This is a genomic window from Nocardioides sp. URHA0020 (assembly GCF_000620705.1).
Classification (GTDB): domain Bacteria; phylum Actinomycetota; class Actinomycetes; order Propionibacteriales; family Nocardioidaceae; genus Nocardioides.
On sequence record NZ_KK211170.1, the window covers coordinates 354,494 to 373,684 of the forward strand.

The 19,191-nt window shown below is 72.1% G+C and carries 20 protein-coding genes; 19 read left to right on the plus strand and 1 reads right to left on the minus strand.

The window, feature by feature from the left end; translation table 11 throughout:
* Positions 1-21 precede the first annotated feature (21 nt).
* The 12 genes from N542_RS0119065 to N542_RS0119120 all read left to right on the plus strand — a co-directional run bounded on the left by N542_RS0119065 (position 22) and on the right by N542_RS0119120 (position 12,516).
* The gene (locus N542_RS0119065; protein WP_028645295.1) at positions 22-606 is read left to right on the plus strand and encodes a DUF6226 family protein; all 585 of its coding nucleotides are present in this window, start codon (positions 22-24) and stop codon (positions 604-606) included.
* Between the two features lie 68 nt (positions 607-674).
* Positions 675-1,691, plus strand: coding sequence for an NADPH:quinone reductase (locus tag N542_RS0119070; protein ID WP_028645296.1), 1,017 nt, complete (start codon positions 675-677; stop codon positions 1,689-1,691).
* A gap of 46 nt (positions 1,692-1,737) precedes the next feature.
* Positions 1,738-1,929, plus strand: a complete 192-nt coding sequence (locus N542_RS0119075; RefSeq protein ID WP_028645297.1) for a hypothetical protein — start codon at positions 1,738-1,740, stop codon at positions 1,927-1,929.
* Positions 1,913-2,599, plus strand: coding sequence for a molybdopterin-dependent oxidoreductase (locus N542_RS0119080; protein ID WP_028645298.1), 687 nt, complete (start codon positions 1,913-1,915; stop codon positions 2,597-2,599). The genes N542_RS0119075 and N542_RS0119080 overlap by 17 nt, the downstream gene beginning before the upstream one ends.
* Positions 2,592-3,221: a cytochrome b/b6 domain-containing protein gene (locus N542_RS25640; RefSeq protein ID WP_197026026.1), complete on the plus strand. Its 630-nt coding sequence runs from the start codon at positions 2,592-2,594 to the stop codon at positions 3,219-3,221. The genes N542_RS0119080 and N542_RS25640 overlap by 8 nt, the downstream gene beginning before the upstream one ends.
* 54 nt (positions 3,222-3,275) lie before the next feature.
* The gene (locus N542_RS25645) at positions 3,276-4,112 is read left to right on the plus strand and encodes a patatin-like phospholipase family protein (protein ID WP_051552059.1); all 837 of its coding nucleotides are present in this window, start codon (positions 3,276-3,278) and stop codon (positions 4,110-4,112) included.
* A gap of 111 nt (positions 4,113-4,223) precedes the next feature.
* Positions 4,224-4,799, plus strand: coding sequence for a bifunctional pyr operon transcriptional regulator/uracil phosphoribosyltransferase PyrR (gene pyrR / locus N542_RS25650; RefSeq protein WP_036508750.1), 576 nt, complete (start codon positions 4,224-4,226; stop codon positions 4,797-4,799).
* A complete protein-coding gene (locus N542_RS0119100; protein WP_028645299.1) occupies positions 4,796-5,752 on the plus strand; it encodes an aspartate carbamoyltransferase catalytic subunit in 957 nt (318 codons plus the stop codon). The genes pyrR and N542_RS0119100 overlap by 4 nt, the downstream gene beginning before the upstream one ends.
* Positions 5,749-7,053, plus strand: a complete 1,305-nt coding sequence (locus tag N542_RS0119105) for a dihydroorotase (RefSeq protein WP_028645300.1) — start codon at positions 5,749-5,751, stop codon at positions 7,051-7,053. Before N542_RS0119100 ends, N542_RS0119105 begins: the two co-directional genes overlap by 4 nt.
* Positions 7,053-8,189 carry a glutamine-hydrolyzing carbamoyl-phosphate synthase small subunit gene (gene carA / locus N542_RS0119110; protein WP_028645301.1) on the plus strand — a complete coding sequence of 379 codons (1,137 nt, stop codon included), beginning with the start codon at positions 7,053-7,055 and terminating at the stop codon, positions 8,187-8,189. Before N542_RS0119105 ends, carA begins: the two co-directional genes overlap by 1 nt.
* A complete protein-coding gene (gene carB, locus N542_RS0119115; RefSeq protein ID WP_028645302.1) occupies positions 8,189-11,494 on the plus strand; it encodes a carbamoyl-phosphate synthase large subunit in 3,306 nt (1,101 codons plus the stop codon). The genes carA and carB overlap by 1 nt, the downstream gene beginning before the upstream one ends.
* Positions 11,494-12,516: a quinone-dependent dihydroorotate dehydrogenase gene (locus tag N542_RS0119120; RefSeq protein WP_028645303.1), complete on the plus strand. Its 1,023-nt coding sequence runs from the start codon at positions 11,494-11,496 to the stop codon at positions 12,514-12,516. The genes carB and N542_RS0119120 overlap by 1 nt, the downstream gene beginning before the upstream one ends.
* A gap of 14 nt (positions 12,517-12,530) precedes the next feature.
* Here the strand turns inward: N542_RS0119120 and N542_RS26815 are convergent, their stop codons facing one another.
* Positions 12,531-13,652 (minus strand): M48 family metallopeptidase, encoded by a 1,122-nt coding sequence (locus N542_RS26815; protein WP_028645304.1) that lies wholly within the window; start codon positions 13,650-13,652, stop codon positions 12,531-12,533.
* Between the two features lie 59 nt (positions 13,653-13,711).
* Here N542_RS26815 and pyrF point away from each other — a divergent pair, with 59 nt between their 5' ends.
* The 7 genes from pyrF (at position 13,712) to metK (ending at position 19,188) form a co-directional block, all read left to right on the plus strand.
* On the plus strand, positions 13,712-14,524 hold the full coding sequence (gene pyrF, locus N542_RS0119130; RefSeq protein ID WP_028645305.1) for an orotidine-5'-phosphate decarboxylase: 813 nt from the start codon (positions 13,712-13,714) through the stop codon (positions 14,522-14,524).
* The gene (locus N542_RS0119135) at positions 14,521-14,952 is read left to right on the plus strand and encodes a hypothetical protein (protein WP_155993221.1); all 432 of its coding nucleotides are present in this window, start codon (positions 14,521-14,523) and stop codon (positions 14,950-14,952) included. The genes pyrF and N542_RS0119135 overlap by 4 nt, the downstream gene beginning before the upstream one ends.
* Before the next feature lie 440 nt (positions 14,953-15,392).
* Positions 15,393-15,713: an integration host factor, actinobacterial type gene (gene mihF / locus N542_RS0119140; protein WP_028645307.1), complete on the plus strand. Its 321-nt coding sequence runs from the start codon at positions 15,393-15,395 to the stop codon at positions 15,711-15,713.
* Entirely contained in the window at positions 15,706-16,305 is a 600-nt protein-coding gene (gene gmk, locus N542_RS0119145; protein ID WP_028645308.1) for a guanylate kinase, read from the plus strand. The genes mihF and gmk overlap by 8 nt, the downstream gene beginning before the upstream one ends.
* Before the next feature lie 9 nt (positions 16,306-16,314).
* Positions 16,315-16,644 carry a DNA-directed RNA polymerase subunit omega gene (gene rpoZ / locus N542_RS0119150; protein WP_028645309.1) on the plus strand — a complete coding sequence of 110 codons (330 nt, stop codon included), beginning with the start codon at positions 16,315-16,317 and terminating at the stop codon, positions 16,642-16,644.
* Between the two features lie 12 nt (positions 16,645-16,656).
* The gene (gene coaBC, locus N542_RS0119155) at positions 16,657-17,919 is read left to right on the plus strand and encodes a bifunctional phosphopantothenoylcysteine decarboxylase/phosphopantothenate--cysteine ligase CoaBC (protein ID WP_051552062.1); all 1,263 of its coding nucleotides are present in this window, start codon (positions 16,657-16,659) and stop codon (positions 17,917-17,919) included.
* Between the two features lie 78 nt (positions 17,920-17,997).
* On the plus strand, positions 17,998-19,188 hold the full coding sequence (gene metK / locus N542_RS0119160) for a methionine adenosyltransferase (protein WP_028645311.1): 1,191 nt from the start codon (positions 17,998-18,000) through the stop codon (positions 19,186-19,188).
* The last annotated feature ends 3 nt before the right edge of the window (positions 19,189-19,191 follow it).

Genomic DNA, 19,191 nt, shown 5'->3' on the forward strand with positions numbered 1-19,191 from the left:
CGGGCTGCCTAGGCTCGCCGGGTGGCAGCGCGTTGGGGGCCGGACGGCCCGCCCGAGGAGGCGTACTCCCGCGTCACCCGCGACCTCGCGCAGGTGACGGCGGGCTTTGCGGCGTACCTCGACGAGCTGCCGGGCCGGTTGACCGCCGAGTTCGCCTGCCGGTCCCGGCCGCTCACCGACGCGGAGCGCGACCGGCTGACCCTCGTCGCTGGCGGACCGGGGGAGGCGGGGTACGCCGTGGAGCCCGCCGACCCAGGCTGCGCGACCCTCCTGGTCGCACGCTCGGTCCACGACGGCGGGACGGCACTGACGATCGGCTTCGGCCGCGCTGCCGTGGCGTCGATGCCCTCCTGCTTCTGCGATGCGTGCGACGAGGAGTCCGTCGGGCTGATCGAGCAGGCGCAGGACTACGTCGACGTGGTGACCGGCGGCTCCCGGGAGTTCCGCCGCCGCCACCGCCCGCGCCACCCGGGCGAGGCTCTGCACGAAGGGCCCTGGCTCGAGCAGGGCTACCTCGGTGAGCGCGGCGGTGCGGCGAGCGCCGGTCCCGACGTCCGGGGTCCGCTCTTCGAGCTGGACTGGCGGGCCTGGCCGCTGCGGTCCTGACCAGCAGGCATGGATCCGGAGCCCCCGGGGTTACCCCAGGACCAGAGTCCCCAACGAGAGGTGCCACCGTGCGTGCAGTCGTCTACCAGGAGACCGGCCCGTCCTCCGTGCTGCAGGTCGTCGAGCGCGACCTGCCCGAGCCGGGGCCAGGTGAGGTCCGGGTGCGCGTCGTCCGCTCGGGGGTGAACCCGACCGACTGGAAGTTCCGCGCCGGGATGATGGCCGGTCACGACGAGGTCGTGCCCGGGCAGGACGGAGCGGGGGTCGTCGACGCCGTCGGCGAGGGCGTCACGGCGTACGCCGTGGGCGACCGGGTCTGGCTGGTGCTGGCGCAGCACGGCCGCCCGTACGGCACGGCGGCCGACTACACCGTGCAGCCGGTCGACCGGGTCGCGTCGCTGGCCGACGCGGCGTCGTACGACCTCGGAGCCAGCCTCGGCGTCCCCGCGGTGACGGCGCACCGGGCGCTGACCGCGGCGGAGGACGGACCCCACCGGCTCGGCCCCGGCACCCTCGCCGGGCGCGTCGTCCTCGTGGCCGGGGGAGCGGGTGCGGTCGGCAACGCCGCCATCCAGCTCGCCCGCTGGTCCGGCGCCACCGTGATCACCACCGTCAGCAGCGACGCCAAGGCGGCGCTGGCGCGGGCCGCGGGCGCCCACCACGTCGTCAACTACCGCGAGAGCGACGCCACCGAGGAGATCCGGACGATCGCCCCCGACGGGGTCGACATCGCCGTCGAGGTCGCGCCCGCCCAGAACATCGGGATCGACCTCGACGTGGTCAAGGTCCACGGCCTGGTCTCGATCTACGCCAACAACGGTGGCGACGAGCTGACGATGCCGCTCCGGGCGGCCTTCGGCAAGAACCTGCGCTTCCAGTTCCTCATCCTCTACACGCTCCACCCGCACCTCGTGCAGGCGGCGGTCGAGGACCTCAACGCCGCGGTCGCGGCCGGTGCCCTCCGGGTCGGAGCCGACGCCGGGGTGCCGCTGCACCACTACCCGCTCGAGCTGACCGCCGCCGCGCACGACGCGGTCGAGGGCGGGGCGGTCGGCAAGGTGCTGCTCGAGGTGGCAGCCGACTGACCGCCGGCGGGCGGCGCTGCAACCGGCCGCGTGGTTGAGTGGTCGCATGGCCAAGCCGCTGTGGGTCGTCGTGGGTGTCGTCCTGGTGCTCCTCGGGCTGCTGTGGACCCTGCAGGGGATCGGCGTCATCGAGGGCAGCTCGATGAGCGGCACGACGACCTGGTCGATCATCGGCCCGATCGTGCTGCTGGTCGGTGCGGTCCTCACCTCGGTCGGCATTCGTGGGCGCAGACCCTGACGGCGCGCCCGTCGGGCGCCGGGTCGTCCTCGGGCTCCTCGGGCTCGGCGCCCTCGGTGTCGTGGCCGGCAGCAAGGTGCAGCAGGGGCTGAGCGAGCTGCTCGCCCCGATCCAGCTGCGCGACCCGACCGGCTTCACCTCGCTGGTCCCGCTCGGCAACACCTGGCGCTACTACTCCGTCACCGGCGCGGTCGCGCCGCGCGACGCCACGTCGTACGCGCTGAAGGTCTCCGGCCTGGTCGAGCGACCCACGACGTACGCGCTGGCCGACCTGGAGGCGCTGCCGCAGCTGTCCTTCACCGACACCTTCCAGTGCGTGACCGGCTGGCATGTCCCCGACGTGCCGTGGACCGGCGTGCGCCTCTCGGACTTGCTCGACCGCGCGGCACCGACCGACGCGGCGGTGGGTGTCCGGATGCGCTCCTTCGACGGCGTCTACTCGGTCAACATGACGCTCGACCAGGCCCGCGCCGACGACGTCGTCGTCGCGCTGGCGATGTACGGCAAGCCGGTGACCCACGACCACGGCGGCCCCGTGCGGATCTACTCCGGGTCGATGTACGGCTACAAGAGCACCAAGTGGCTCTCCGAGATCGAGGTGACCGCCACCAACGACCCGGGCTACTGGGAGGACCGCGGCTATCCGCTCGACGGGTTCATCGGTGAGTGAGTCCCTCGACCGGTTCGCGCCCGCCGAGCGACTGGTGCACCGGCTGGTGGCGATCCTGATGGGGATCTGCCTGGTCACCGCCGTGATCCTCTACAACGGCTCGATCATGATGGCGGTCGGCCACCGCCACCTCGTCGAGACCGTCCACGTCTGGAGCGGTCTGGCGCTGCCGGTGCCGATGATCGCCGGGGCACTGTCGGCGGCGTACCGCTCCGACGTGCGCCGGCTCAACCGGTTCACCCCCGCCGACTGGCGCTGGCTGCGCAGCCGCAGCCGCCGCGACGGCGCGATCCGGGTCGGCAAGTTCAACGCCGGGCAGAAGGTCAACTCGTGGCTGGTGGCCGGCTCCACCGGCGTGCTGCTCGGCACCGGCGTCGTCATGTACTGGACCGGGCTGGTGCGGCTCTCCTGGCGCTCGGGCGCGACCTTCGTGCACGACTGGTCCGCGCTCGGGCTCGGACTGCTGGTCCTGGGTCACATCGCGTACGCCGTGCGCGACCCCGAGGCGCGTCGCGGGATGCGCACCGGACGGGTGTCGAGCCGCTGGGCGCGCGCCGAGCACGCCGCCTGGGCGGAAGAGCTGCAGGGCGGTGCGCGCGAGGTTTTGCCTCCGTCACCTTGAGCGACGGGCGTCGCGGCCGATGTGACTGGGGGCACGCCAGCCGAGGAGGTCGCCATGGGCACCCAGCACCGCGACATCTTCGTGCTGTCCGGGGGCGGCTCCCGCGGGGCCGGCCAGGTCGGGATGCTCCGTGTGCTGCTGGCCGCGGGGATCCGGCCCGACCTGATGGTCGCCGGCTCGGTCGGCTCGCTCAACGCCTGCTTCCTGGCGGTCGATCCCACCCCCGCGCGGGCCGACGAGCTGGCCCGCGTGTGGGCGTCGATGACGGCGGCCACGCTGACCGGTCGGCGCCGGTCCGTGGTCGGCAACGTCGCCCGGCTCCGGCCCTATCTCTTCTCCAACGACGCGCTTCGGCGCCTGGTCGACCGGCTGGTCCCGACCGACCGCCTCGAGGACCTGTCCGTGCCGGTCCGCGTGGCCACCACCGACCTGCTGACCGGTGGCCCGGTGCACCACGACGTCGGACTCCTCGCCGACGTGCTGTGCGCCTCCGCGGCGCTGCCGGGGCTGCTGCCGCCGGTGCTGCTCGGCCCGCCCGGCGCCGAGCGGGCCCACGTGGACGCGGGCGTGGCGGAGAACCTGCCGCTGACCGGCGCCGCGGACCTCGCCCGGCCGGGTGACCGGGTGTGGGTGCTCGACGTGACGAAGCGTCCCGGACAGCTGCGGCACCTCCGGACCCCGCTCGACGTGCTGGTCGCGGCGCTGGCCGGCTCGATCACCAACCGCCCCGTCACCGCCTTCGCCCCCGGGGTCCGCGTGCTGCCCGTCAAGCTGGACGAGGCGTACGACTGCGGGCCGGTCTTCGACTTCAGCCACACCGCGGCGCTGGTCCGGATGGGCGAGGAGGCGGCGGCCACCGCGCTCGCCGTCCCGGTGCTGTCCGCCGGCTGAGAATCGCCGCAGCCCGACTCGCCCGACCGTCGTCGCCGCGGGTAGGGTGACTCCCGATCGACATCCTTTAACGAGCCGTCCCGTGAGGCGGAGAAGGAGGTCTCAGCACTGGTGTGTGCTCAGCCTGCCCCCGAACCTGCGAGTGACGGCCGCGTCGTCCTCGATGCCCGTGACATCACCCGGGCCCTGACTCGGATCTCCCACGAGATCCTCGAGCGCAACCGCGGGGCGGGGGACCTGGTCCTCCTCGGCATCCCCAGCCGCGGCGTGCCTCTCGCCCAGCGGATCGCCGAGCGGATGGCCGCCGTGGAGGGGTACGACGTCCCGGTCGGCTCAGTCGACGTGACGATGTACCGCGACGACCTGCGGATGAAGCCCGCGCGGGCGCTGCTCCCGACGCAGATCCCCGCCGGTGGCATCGACGGCAAGGTGGTCGTCCTGGTCGACGACGTGCTCTTCTCCGGGCGCACCATCCGGGCCGCGCTCGACGCCCTCAACGACATCGGCCGGCCCAAGGCGGTGCGACTCGCGGTGCTGGTCGACCGCGGCCACCGTGAGCTGCCGATCCGCGCCGACTTCGTCGGCAAGAACCTGCCGACCTCGCTGGTCGAGCGGGTCAGGGTCACCCTGGCCGGCGTCGACGACACCGACGCCGTCACGATCCAGGGAGTGGTGGGGCAGTCGTGAAGCGCCACCTCCTCAGCGCGGCCGACCTGAGCCGCGACGATGCCGAGCTGGTCCTCACGACCGCCGACGAGATGCGGTCCCTGGCGGACCGGCCGATCAAGAAGCTGCCCGCGCTGCGCGGCCGCACCGTGGTCAACCTCTTCTTCGAGGACTCGACCCGCACCCGGATCTCCTTCGAGGCGGCCGCCAAGCGGCTCAGCGCGGACGTCATCAACTTCTCCGCCAAGGGCTCGAGCCTGTCCAAGGGCGAGAGCCTCAAGGACACCGCCCTCACCCTGGAGGCCATGGGCGCCGACGCGGTCGTCGTGCGCCACGGGTCCAGCGGCGCGCCGCACCTGCTGGCGCACTCCGGCTGGGTCCGCTCCAGCGTCGTCAACGCCGGCGACGGCACCCACGAGCACCCGACGCAGGCGCTGCTCGACGCGTTCACGATGTGGAAGCACCTGGGCGAGTCGAGGCCGGGCGGTCTCGAGGGGCGCAAGGTGGCGATCGTCGGCGACGTCCTGCACAGCCGGGTGGCGCGCTCCAACGCGCTGCTGCTGCGCACCCTCGGCGCCGAGGTGACCCTGGTCGCGCCGCCGACCCTGCTGCCGGTCGGCATCGAGGGCTGGCCGGTCGAGACGTCGTACGACCTGGACTCGGTGCTGCCCAAGGCGGACGCCGTGATGATGCTGCGGGTCCAGCGCGAGCGGATGCACGGCGGGTTCTTCCCGACCGCGCGGGAGTACTCACGCCGCTACGGCCTCGACGGCAAGCGGATGGCGATGCTCCAGGACCACACGATCGTGATGCACCCCGGCCCGATGGTCCGGGGGATGGAGATCACCGCGGACGTCGCCGACAGCGACCGCTCGGTGATCGTCGAACAGGTCACCAACGGCGTCGCCGTGCGGATGGCCGTCCTGTACCTGCTGCTCGGTGGGTCCGAGCCCTCGATCGGAGAGACCGAATGACCAGCACCACCGCCTACTGGGTCCGCGGAGTCCGGATCCTCGACGGCGACCCGACCGACCTGGTGATCGCCAACGGCGCCGTCTGGGGCATCGGCGTCCGGCCGGAGGAGGGCGCCCACCAGGAGGTCGTCGAGGTCGACGGCACCGGGCTGGTCGCCCTGCCCGGCCTGGTGGACCTGCACACGCACCTGCGCGAGCCGGGCCGCGAGGACGCCGAGACGGTCGACTCCGGCACCCGGGCCGCGGCGCTGGGCGGCTTCACGGCCGTCTTCGCGATGGCCAACACCGAGCCGGTGGCCGACACCGCCGGCGTCGTCGAGCAGGTCTGGCGGCTCGGTCGCGAGGCCGGGCACTGCGACGTCTACCCGGTCGGCGCCGTCACCGTCGGGCTGGGCGGCGAGCGCCTCGCCGAGCTGGGCGCGATGGCCGACTCGGCCGCCGGCGTCCGGGTCTTCTCCGACGACGGCAAGTGCGTGAGCGACGCGGTCCTGATGCGCCGCGCGCTCGAGTACGTCAAGGCGTTCGACGGCGTGATCGCCCAGCACGCCCAGGAGCCACGGCTGACCGAGGGCGCGCAGATGAACGAGGGCGAGCTCTCCGGGCGTCTCGGGCTGGCCGGCTGGCCCGCGGTCGCCGAGGAGGCGATCATCGCCCGTGACTGCCTGCTCGCCGCGCACGTCGGCTCGCGCCTGCACGTCTGCCACGTCTCCACCGCCGGCTCGGTCGAGATCGTGCGCTGGGCCAAGAGCAAGGGCTGGGCCGTGACCGCCGAGGCCTGCCCGCACCACCTGCTGCTCACCGACGAGCTGGCCGCGACGTACGACCCGATCTACAAGGTCAACCCGCCGCTGCGCTCGCAGAGCGACGTCGAGGCGCTCCGTGCGGGACTGGCCGACGGCACCATCGACATCGTCGCCACCGACCACGCGCCGCACCCCCACGAGGACAAGGACTGCGAGTGGGCGGCGGCCGCCTTCGGGATGCTCGGCCTCGAGACCGCGCTGTCGATCGTGCAGCACACCATGGTCGACGCCGGTCTGCTCGACTGGGCCGGTGTCGCCGAGCGGATGTCCTACGCCCCGGCCCGGATCGGCCGCGCCACCGACCACGGGCAGCCGATCCAGGTCGGAGCGGCGGCCAACATCGTGCTCTACGACCCGGCGGCGACCCGGAACGTCGACCCGACGGAGTCGGCGAGCCTGAGCCGCAACACGCCGTACCGCGGGATGGAGCTGCCCGGCCGCGTGGTCGCGACGTTCCTGCGGGGCAGGCCCACCGTGCTCGACGGGAAGCTCGCCTGATGGCCGCCGCGATCCTCGTCCTGGAGGACGGGCGCACCTTCACCGGCGAGGCGTACGGCGCCGAGGGCGAGACCTTCGGCGAGGCGGTCTTCAACACCGGCATGACCGGCTACCAGGAGACGCTGACCGATCCGTCGTACCACCGCCAGGTGGTCGTCATGACAGCCCCGCACATCGGCAACACGGGCGTCAACGACGAGGACCAGGAGTCCTCGCGGATCTGGGTGGCCGGGTACGTCGTGCGCGACCCCGCCCGTCGGGTGTCCAGCTGGCGCGCGCAGCGCAGCCTCGACGACGAGCTGCGCACCCAGGGGGTCGTCGGGATCTCCGGCATCGACACCCGGGCGCTGACCCGGCACCTGCGCGAGCGCGGTGCGATGCGCGTCGGCATCTCCTCGACCGAGACCGACCCGGCCGCGCTTCTGGAGCGGGTGCTCGCGTCCGGCGAGATGGCCGGCTCCGAGCTGTCCAGCGAGGTGTCGACCGCGGCGGCGTACGTCGTCCCCGCCCACGGCGAGAAGCGCTTCACCGTCGCGGCCCTCGACCTCGGCATCAAGACGATGACGCCCTACCGGATGGCCGAGCGGGGGATCGAGGTGCACGTGCTCCCGGCGACCGCGACGATCGACGACATCAGGGCGGTCGGCCCCGACGGGCTGTTCTACTCCAACGGACCCGGCGACCCGGCCGCGACCACGCACCAGATCGAGGTGCTCCAGGGCGCGCTCGCCGACGAGCTGCCGTACTTCGGCATCTGCTTCGGCAACCAGCTCTTCGGCCGCGCGCTCGGCTTCGGCACGTTCAAGCTGAAGTACGGCCACCGCGGCATCAACCAGCCGGTCATGGACCGCACCACCGGCAAGGTCGAGGTGACCGCGCACAACCACGGCTTCGCGGTCGACGCCCCGCTCGAGGGCACCACGAGCACGCCGTACGGCGAGGCCAGCGTCAGCCACGTCTGCCTCAACGACGACGTCGTGGAGGGCCTCGAGCTGCGGGCCCCGACCGGCTCGGCCAGCGAGCCGGGCCGGCTGAAGGGCTTCTCCGTCCAGTACCACCCCGAGGCCGCCGCCGGCCCGCACGACGCGGCGTACCTCTTCGACCGGTTCGTTCAGCTCATGGAGGGCACCGTCTGATGCCGAAGCGCGAGGACATCAAGTCGGTCATGGTGATCGGCTCCGGGCCGATCATCATCGGCCAGGCCTGCGAGTTCGACTACTCCGGCACCCAGGCCTGCCGGGTGCTCAAGGCCGAGGGCATCCGGGTCATCCTGGTCAACTCCAACCCGGCCACGATCATGACCGACCCGGAGTTCGCCGACGCGACGTACATCGAGCCGATCACGCCCGACTTCGTCGAGAAGGTGATCGCCAAGGAGCGTCCCGACGCGCTGCTGCCGACGCTCGGCGGCCAGACCGCCCTCAACGCGGCCATCGCGCTGCACGAGAACGGCGTGCTGGAGAAGTACGGCGTGGAGATGATCGGCGCCAGCTTCGACGCCATCCACCGCGGTGAGAACCGTCAGCTCTTCAACGCGATCGTCGACAAGGTCGGCGGCGAGGTCGCCCGCAGCTTCGTGTGCCACACCCTCGACGACTGCGAGAAGGCCGTCGCCGAGCTGGGCTACCCGGTCGTGGTGCGCCCGTCCTTCACCATGGGCGGCACCGGCTCCGGCATCGCCTACAGCGAGGACGACCTCGCGCGCATCGCCGGCGCCGGGCTCTCGGCCAGCCCCACGACCGAGGTCCTCATCGAAGAGTCGATCATCGGGTGGAAGGAGTACGAGCTGGAGGTGATGCGCGACAAGGCCGACAACGTCGTCATCATCTGCTCGATCGAGAACCTCGACCCGATGGGCGTGCACACCGGTGACTCGATCACGGTGGCGCCGGCGATGACGCTGACCGACCGGGAGTACCAGCACCTGCGCGACCTGGCCATCGGGATCATCCGTGAGGTCGGCGTCGACACCGGCGGCTGCAACATCCAGTACGCCGTCAACCCCGCCGACGGTCGCGTCATCGTGATCGAGATGAACCCCCGGGTGTCGCGCTCCTCCGCGCTCGCCTCCAAGGCGACCGGCTTCCCCATCGCGAAGATCGCGGCCAAGGTGGCGATCGGCTACACGCTCGACGAGATCCCGAACGACATCACCATGCGCTCCGACGGGTCGAGCACCCCGGCCGCGTTCGAGCCGACGCTCGACTACGTCGTCGTGAAGGTCCCGCGGTTCGCCTTCGAGAAGTTCCCCGGCGCCGACCCGCGGCTGACGACCCACATGAAGTCGGTCGGCGAGGCGATGGCGATCGGGCGCAACTTCACCGAGGCGCTGCAGAAGGCGCTGCGCTCCCTGGAGTCCAAGGACGCCGCCTTCGACTGGCACCAGGAGTGGGTCGAGCTCGACAAGGACGCGCTGCTGGCCGAGATCGAGGTGCCGCACGACGGGCGCCTCAAGAAGGTCATGGACGCGCTGCGGGCCGGTGCCACGGCCGACGAGGTCTTCGACCACACCAAGATCGACCCCTGGTACGTCGACCAGCTGCTGCTGATCAACGAGATCGCGGAGGAGGTCACCGCCGCCCCGGAGCTCACGCCCGAGCTGCTGCGCAAGGCCAAGCGCCACGGCTTCTCCGACGTGCAGATCGGCAAGATCCGCGGCATGAGCGCCGACGTCGTGCGCGGGGTGCGGCACGCACTGGGCATCCGCCCGGTCTACAAGACCGTCGACACCTGCGCGGCCGAGTTCGCCGCGGCGACGCCGTACCACTACTCGTCGTACGACGAGGAGTCCGAGGTCGCCCCGCGGGAGAGGCCGGCCGTGATCATTCTCGGGTCGGGTCCCAACCGGATCGGCCAGGGCATCGAGTTCGACTACTCGTGCGTCCACGCCGCGCTGACGCTCTCCGAGGCCGGCTACGAGACCATCATGGTCAACTGCAACCCGGAGACGGTCTCGACGGACTACGACACCTCCGACCGGCTCTACTTCGAGCCGCTCACGCTCGAGGACGTCCTCGAGGTCGTGCACGCGGAGGAGCAGGCCGGTCCGGTCCTGGGCGTGATCTGCCAGCTCGGCGGCCAGACCCCGCTGGGTCTCGCGCAGGGGCTCAAGGACAACGGCGTCACGATCCTGGGCACGTCGCCCGAGGCGATCCACCTGGCCGAGGAGCGCGGTGCCTTCGGGCGGGTGCTCGCCGACGCCGTGCTGCCGGCCCCGAAGTACGGCATGGCGACCAGCTTCCCCGACGCCCACCGGATCGCGGCCGAGATCGGCTACCCCGTGATGGTGCGGCCGTCGTACGTCCTGGGTGGGCGCGGCATGGAGATCGTCTACGACGACGCCGCCCTGGAGGGCTACATCGGGCGCTCCACCGAGATCGGCCCGGCGCACCCGGTGCTCGTCGACCGGTTCATCGACGACGCGGTCGAGATCGACGTGGACGCGCTCTACGACGGCGAGGAGCTCTTCCTCGGCGGCGTCATGGAGCACATCGAGGAGGCCGGCATCCACTCCGGCGACTCGTCGTGCGCGCTGCCCCCGATCACGCTGGGCAAGGCCGAGATCGACCGGATCCGGACCGCGACCGAGGCGATCGCCCGCGGCGTCGGCGTGCACGGGCTGCTCAACATCCAGTTCGCGCTGGGCTCCGACGTGCTCTACGTCCTGGAGGCCAACCCGCGGGCCAGCCGGACCGTGCCGTTCGTGTCCAAGGCGACGGCCACGCCGCTCGCCAAGGCGGCGGCGCGGGTGATGCTGGGGGAGTCGATCGCCGAGCTGCGGGCCGCGGGCGTGCTCCCGATGACCGGTGACGGCGGCACGCTGCCCGCCGACCAGCCGATCGCGGTGAAGGAGGCCGTGATGCCCTTCAACCGGTTCCGCAGCCCCGACGGCAAGCAGGTCGACACCGTGCTCGGGCCGGAGATGAAGTCGACCGGTGAGGTCATGGGCTTCGACGCCGACTTCGGCTCGGCCTTCGCCAAGGCCCAGGCCGGTGCGTTCGGCCCGCTGCCCACCAGCGGCAAGGTCTTCGTGAGCATGGCCAACCGCGACAAGCGGCACATGATCTTCCCGATCAAGGTGCTCGCCGACCACGGCTTCGAGATCCTCGCCACCCAGGGCACCGCGGAGGTGCTGCGCCGCAACGGCGTGCAGGCGACGGTGGTGCGCAAGCACTACGAGGGCGAGGGACCCAACGGCGAGAAGACCACCGTCCAGCTGATCCTCGACGGTGACATCCAGCTCGTCATCAACACGCCCAACGGCTCGGCGAGCGGCTCGTCCGCGCGGCTCGACGGCTACGAGATCCGCACCGCGGCGATCATGGCCAACATCCCGTGCATCACGACCGTCCAGGGGCTCGGCGCCGCGGTGCAGGGCATCGAGGCGCTGGAGCGCGGGGAGATCGGCGTGCGCTCGCTGCAGGACTGGGCCCGCCGCTGATGTACCGGGCGCTCTTCGACCACGTCCTGACCCGGTCCGACCCGGAGAAGGCGCACCACGCCGGCTTCCGGGCGATCCGGGCGGCCCGGCCGGTGACCGGCCTGCGTCGTGCGCCGGGGGCGCCGGTGTCGGCCCTGGGGCTCACCTTCCCCAACGTCCTGGGCCTCGCCGCCGGGTTCGACAAGAACGCCGTCGGGATCGACGCCCTGGGCGCACTCGGCTTCGGGCACGTGGAGATCGGCACGGTGACCGGGGAGGGCCAGCCCGGCAACCCGACGCCGCGGCTCTTCCGGCTGCCCGGGGACCGCGCCGTCGTCAACCGGATGGGCTTCAACAACGACGGCGCCGAGGTCGTGGCAGCCCGGCTCGAGGCGCGGGGGCGCCGGCCGGGCCCGGTCCTCGGGGTCAACATCGGCAAGACCAAGGTCGTCCCCGACGACGACCAGGCCGCGGTCGAGGCGGACTACGAGAAGAGCGCCCGCCTGCTCACGCCGTACGCCGACTACCTCGTCGTCAACGTCAGCTCGCCCAACACCCCCGGCCTGCGCAACCTCCAGGCGGTTGAGAAGCTGCAGCCGCTGCTCGAGCACGTGCGGCGCACGGCGGACGCCGCGTCGACCGGGCGCCGGGTGCCGCTGCTGGTGAAGATCGCGCCCGACCTCGCCGACGACGACGTGCTCGGCGTGGCCGACATGGCGCTCGCGATCGGTCTCGACGGGATCATCGCGACCAACACGACCATCTCGCGGGCGGGTCTGCGCACTCCCGACGCACAGGTCGAGGCGGTCGGTGCCGGCGGCCTCTCCGGGCGCCCGCTCACCGAGCGCTCCCTCGAGGTGCTGCGACTCCTGCGCGGTCGCGTCGGCCCGGACCTGACCCTGATCGGCGTCGGTGGCATCACCACCGTCGAGGACGCCCGGGCCCGGCTCGACGCCGGCGCCACCCTGCTGCAGGGCTACACGGCGTTCATCTACGAGGGCCCGCTGTGGCCGCGCCGGATCGTCCGAGGCGTCTCGGGGTGATCAGTCGGGCCGGCTCACCGGGTGAAGCGGTAGTCGTCGGCCATCCGCTTCAACGCCGCGTCCATCATCGGGCGCAGCTCGGCATCGATGGCGGACCACTCCGCGTCGTCGAGGTGCACCAGGGGGGAGACCGCAGGGAGGGACTCCTGGAGCCGCAGCCGGTCGGCGGTCGAGGGATGCGTCCGGTCGACGCTGCTCGTGTCGTTGCCGTGGGGAATGGCGCGTCGGGCGGTCTCGCTCACGCCGGCGATCCGGCTCCTGATCTCGACCGCCAGGTCGGGACGCTGCGGATCGACCGCGGCCCGGTTGGCGGCGACGTCGATGACGTCCGCCAGGAGGATCGTCTCCAAGGACTCCAGCGCCCCCGGCGTGCCGGCCAGGGCGGAGGAGGCGGCGTCGGCCCGCAGCTCGTCGTGCCGCGAGGCGGCTGCGTTCACCTTCCACACGAGCTCCAGGTAGCCGACGAGCGGCAGCCGGACCGGCGCCGTGACGATGGTCGCGAAGACGGGGGTCCTCCCCTCGGTACTGACCAGGCCGTCGGGGGTGACCAGCTCGATCCAGCGGGCGAGGGTCCGGATCGCCCACCACACGTAGCGGCCGTGCACGACGTCGCGGTTCGAGAAGTGCCCGAGCTCGTGGCCCAGCAGGGCGATCCGTCCCTGGTGGCTCAGCGCCGCCCACAGCGGTGCGCCGACGACCAGGCGGCGCTGGCGCAGCCCGCGGCGCTCGGCGTACGCGTTGATGTCGCCGCAGATCGCGACGTACGTCGGCGGCTCCGTGCGCAGCGCCGCCGCGAGCTCGGCCAGCAGCGCGGTGAGGCGTGGGGCCGCCTGCGGGTCGACGACCAGCTCGACGGCGTCCTCGGACCGGCGGGGGAGCAGGAGGACGCCGGGCGGCAGCAGGACCACGATGCCCAGCGCGCGCTGCACCCAGTTGTCGCCGAGCAGCACCAGTCCCACCCCGAGCGCCACCAGGGCGAAGGTCGCCACGTGCACCGCCGTGGCCATCACGAACGAGCCCGCCCGCGCCATGCGTCGCGACCTGCCGCCGCCGTCGACCAGCCGGTCGACCAGCCTGCGGTCGAGCTGGGTGGCGATGCGGGTGTCGACACGATCACGAAAGGACTGGCGTTCCACCCGCGGCATCGTAGGTTCAGCAACGCCCCTCGCGGGGCCGAAGAGAGGAACTGTCAGGTATGACTTTCGGAGCCCGCCTGCACGCGGCGATCGACGACCGCGGCTCGTTCTGCGTCGGCATCGACCCGCACGCCGCCCTGCTCGCCGACTGGGGCCTCGACGACGACGTCGCGGGGCTGGAGCGGTTCGCGCTGACGGCCGTGGAGGCGGTGGCGCCGTACGTCTCGGTCGTGAAGCCGCAGTCGGCGTTCTACGAGCGCTTCGGCAGCCGGGGGATCGCGGTGCTCGAGCGGGTGATCGCGGACTCCCGCGCCGCCGGTGCCCTCGTGCTGCTGGACGTCAAGCGCGGCGACATCGGCTCGACCAGCCAGGCGTACGCCGACGCCTACCTCGACCCAACCTCGCCGCTGGCCTCCGACGCGATCACGGTCAGCCCCTTCCTCGGCTTCGGGTCGCTCGACCCGATCTTCGACACGGCCCGTCGCCACGAGGCGGGGGTCTTCGTGCTCGCGCTCACCTCCAACAAGGAGGGCCCCGAGGTCCAGCACGCGACCGTGGAGGGCGGCGGCACGGTCGCCGGCCTGATGCTCGACCAACTGCGTCGCCTCAACGCCGACGCGTCGCCCCTGGGATCCTTCGGCGCCGTCATCGGCGCGACGATCGCGGACTCCCCGGAGGACTTCGCGATCAACGGTCCGATCCTCGCGCCGGGGTACGGCGCCCAGGGCGGCACGACCGCCGACCTGCGCCGGATCTTCGGCGGCACCGGTGCGGTGCTCGCCAGTTCCTCGCGCGAGGTGCTGCGGCTCGGGCCGGACGTGGCCGCGATGCGGGACGCCGTACGCCGGACGAACGACGAGCTGCGCGCGTGAGGCGAGTCGTGGTGCTGGCCCTGGTGCTCCCGCTGCTGGTCGCGTGCGGGTCGGACCAGGACGGCTACTGCGACGCGGTGAAGGACCACCAGCAGGACCTCAGCGAGATCGTCTCCAGCGGCCGGCCGGACGCGATGCTCACGGCGCTCGACATCTTCCAGGACCTGGCCGAGCAGGCGCCGGAGGATGTCGCCGACGAGTGGCAGCAGGTGACCAGCAGCGTCGAGGCGCTCCGCAAGGCCCTCGATGACGCTGACGTCGACGCCTCGTCGTACGACCGGGACCACCCGCCCGCGGACCTCACCGCAACGGAGAAGCAGGCCATCGACGACGCAGCCGCACGGGTGGGGGGCGCCGAGACGCTCCGGGCGATCAAGGACCTCGACCAGGAGGCCCGAGACGTCTGCCACACCCCGCTGTCGCTCTAGCCGGGTGCGGGCCGCCTCCCGGACCCGCGCGTGGGCGGTGGCTCCTCCACCGATCCGCCCTCCCACTTCGGTGGATTGCCCACCGCCATCTGGCGGCCCGCGCGTGGGCGGTGGGTCCTCCACCGATTCGCCCTCCCACTTCCGTGGATTGCCCACCGCCACCCGGCGGCCCGCGCGTGGGCGGTGGGTCCTCCACCGATTCGACGTCCCACTTCCGTGGATTGCCCACCGCCACCCGGCGGCCCCCGCGCCAGCGGTGGGTCCTCCACCGAAATGCCGGCCGGGAACCGTGGACCTCCCACCGCCCGTCGGAGCGCGGGTGACCCCGACCGGCACGCAGGTCACGGCCGTGGACGTCGATTGCTGCCGGTCCGCGCTTCTGACTAGATTGACCACTTGCGTCCCCGCTCCACGCCTCCCACCCCGAAGGACCCGCGCTCGTGGCTCTGCCCCCGCTCACCCCTGAACAGCGTCAGGCGGCCCTCGACAAGGCCGCCGCCTCCCGGAGAGAGCGGGCCGAGGTCAAGAACCGACTGAAGAACTCCGGCGCCTCGATCGCCGACGTGCTCGAGGAGGGCCAGCGCAACGAGGTCATCGGCAAGATGCGGGTCGTCGACCTCCTGCAGTCGATGCCCGGTCTGGGCAAGGTCCGCGCGCGGCAGCTGATGGAGCGTCTCGGCATCGCCGAGAGCCGTCGCGTCCGGGGTCTCGGCACCAAGCAGGTGGCCGCGCTCGAGAAGGAGTTCGCCGCGCGTGACTGACGCGGCTGCCGCACCTCCCGAGACGCGGCGATCGCGGCTCGTCGTCCTGGCCGGACCGACGGCCGTGGGCAAGGGCAGCGTCGCCGCCGACGTACGCCGGAGCCACCCCGAGGTCTGGATCTCCGTCTCCGCCACCACGCGGGCGCCGCGGCCCGGCGAGCAGGACGGCGTGCACTACTGGTTCGTGGACGACGACCAGTTCGACGCCATGATCGAGCGGGGCGACCTCCTGGAGTGGGCGGTCGTGCACAAGGCCGCGCGCTACGGCACGCCGCGCCAGCCGGTCGAGCAGGTGCTCGCCGAGGGCCGCTCGGCGCTGCTGGAGATCGACCTCCAGGGCGCCCGGCAGGTCCGGGAGACGATGGCCGAGGCGCTGTTCGTCTTCCTCAAGCCGCCGTCGTGGGACGAGCTGGTCCGCCGACTGGTCGGTCGGGGGACCGAGACGGAGGAGGAACGCGAGCGCCGGCTGGTCACGGCGCGCGAGGAGCTGGCCGCCGAGGCGGAGTTCGACGTGGCCATCGTGAACCACGAAGTTCACGCTGCAGCCGAGGACTTGGTAGCCTTGATGCTGCAATCCCCAACAACTCTGTGAGGCTTCTGCGTGTCTGCCCCGAAAATCGCCGGTGAGGGTGTCACCAACCCCTCGATCGACGACCTGCTCACCAAGACCGACAGCAAGTACAAGCTGGTCCTCTTCAGCGCCAAGCGCGCTCGGCAGATCAACGCCTACTACTCCCAGCTCGGGGAGGGTCTCCTCGAGTACGTCGGCCCGCTCGTCGACACGCACGTGCAGGAGAAGCCCCTCTCGATCGCGCTCCGCGAGATCAACGACGACCTGCTGGTCTGTGAGGACATCGACCCCGCCGAGCTCGCCGCCGAGGAGGCAGCCGCTCAGGCCGCCGCCGAGGCCGGCTTCGCCGCGGGCAAGTGACCTGACCGGTCGATGACCGAGACCCACGACGTGGCCGTTTCCCCCGGGAGGCGGCCACGTGTCGTTCTCGGGGTGTCCGGCGGGATCGCTGCCTACAAGGCCTGCGAGCTGCTGCGACGCCTCACCGAGTCCGGGCACGACGTGACCGTCGTACCCACCGCCGCCGCGCTCGAGTTCGTCGGCGCCCCGACCTGGGCAGCGCTGTCCGGCAAGCCGGTGGCCACCGACGTCTGGTCGGCCGTCCACGAGGTGCCCCACGTGCGGATCGGCCAGCAGGCCGACCTGGTCGTGGTCGCCCCCGCCACGGCGGACCTGCTGGCGAAGGCCGCGCACGGCCTCGCCGACGACCTGCTCACCACCACGCTGCTCACGGCGCGCTGTCCGGTGGTCTTCGCCCCGGCGATGCACACCGAGATGTGGGAGCACCCCGCCACGCAGGCCAACGTCGCCACGCTGCGCGCCCGCGGCGTGCTGGTGATCGAGCCGGCCGAGGGCCGGCTCACCGGCAAGGACACCGGCAAGGGTCGGCTGCCCGAGCCGGAGGAGATCTTCGCGACCTGCCAGGAGGTGCTCACCCGGGCCTCGACGGCCGCGACGACCCACCTCACCGACCTCCACGGTCGCTCCGTGGTCGTCTCGGCGGGTGGCACCCGCGAGTACCTCGACCCCGTCCGGTTCCTCGGCAACCGGTCCTCGGGCCTCCAGGGCTACGCGCTCGCGCGGGCGGCCGCCGCGCGCGGTGCCGAGGTGACCCTGGTCGCGGCCAACGTGTCGCTCCCGGACCCGGCGGGCGTCAAGGTCGTGCGCGTCGAGACCACCGCCCAGTTGCGGCAGGAGGTCGTCAGCGCGGCAGCAGCCGCGGACGTCGTCGTGATGGCGGCGGCTCCGGCGGACTTCCGCCCCACGGAGGTCAGTGCCGCCAAGATCAAGAAGGCGGCCGACGGATCGGCGGCCGCCATCGAGCTCCAGCAGAACCCCGACATCCTGCACGAGATCTCCACCGACCGCGCCCGCAGCGGCCAGATCGTGGTGGGCTTCGCGGCCGAGACCGGAGACGACAGCGGGTCGGTCCTCGAGCTGGCCCGCGCCAAGCTCGCACGCAAGGGGTGCGACCTGCTGGTCGTCAACGACGTCAGCGGGGGAGCGGTCTTCGGCAGCCCCGAGAACGAGGCCGTCATCCTGGCCGCCGACGGCGCCTCGTTCGACGTGCCGCGCGGCTCCAAGGCCGCCCTCGCCCACGTCATCTGGGACCAGGTACGCCGCCGTCTCGACTGACAGTCTGAGACCGCCGTACCAGCATTCGGGACCCCCGTTAGGGTGTCTCGCACCACCCACGCGCATCAAGGAGCAGCAGTGACCGGACGTCTCTTCACGTCGGAATCGGTGACCGAGGGTCACCCGGACAAGATCGCGGACCAGATCAGCGACGCCGTCCTCGACGCGATGCTCGAGCAGGATCCCCACAGCCGGGTCGCAGTCGAGACGCTGCTGACCACCGGTCTCGTGGTCGTGGCCGGTGAGGTCACCACGACCGGCTACGTCGACATCAAGCAGAAGGTGCGCGAGCGGATCCTCGAGATCGGCTACGACTCCTCCATCAAGGGCTTCGACGGCGCCTCGTGCGGCGTCATGGTCGCGATCGGCGGCCAGTCCGGCGACATCGCCCAGGGCGTCGACACCGGCCACGAGAGCCGCACCGGCTCCGTGGACGCGATGGACAAGCAGGGCGCGGGCGACCAGGGCCTGATGTTCGGCTACGCCTGCGACGACACCGACGTGCTGATGCCGCTGCCGATCGTGATCGCGCAGCGGCTCGCCGAGCAGCTGACCGCGGTCCGCAAGGACGGCACGCTGCCCTACCTGCGACCCGACGGCAAGACCCAGGTCACCATCGAGTACGACGCCGACAACCGCCCGGTGCGCGTGGACACGGTCGTGCTGTCGACGCAGCACTCCGAGGAGACCGAGCTCGACGCCCTCGAGACCGACATCAAGAAGCACGTCATCGACCCGGTGCTCGACGCGTTCAAGATCCCGTCCGAGGGCTACCGCCTGCTGGTCAACCCGACCGGCCGCTTCGTCGTCGGCGGCCCCATGGGCGACGCCGGCCTGACCGGTCGCAAGATCATCGTCGACACGTACGGCGGCATGGCCCGCCACGGTGGCGGCGCCTTCTCCGGCAAGGACCCGTCGAAGGTGGACCGCTCCGCGGCGTACGCCATGCGCTGGGTGGCCAAGAACGTCGTCGCCGCGGGCCTCGCCCGGCGCTGCGAGGCGCAGGTCGCCTACGCCATCGGCAAGGCCCAGCCGGTCGGCGTCTTCATCGAGACCTTCGGCACCGGCGTCGTCTCGGACGAGCGGATCCAAGAGGCGGTGCTCGAGGTCTTCGACCTGCGCCCGGCCGCGATCATCCGCGACCTCGACCTGCTGCGTCCGATCTACGCCAAGACCGCGGCGTACGGCCACTTCGGCCGCGAGCTGCCCGAGTTCACCTGGGAGCGCACCGACCGCGCCGACGCGCTGAAGGCTGCCGCCGGCCTCTGAGGC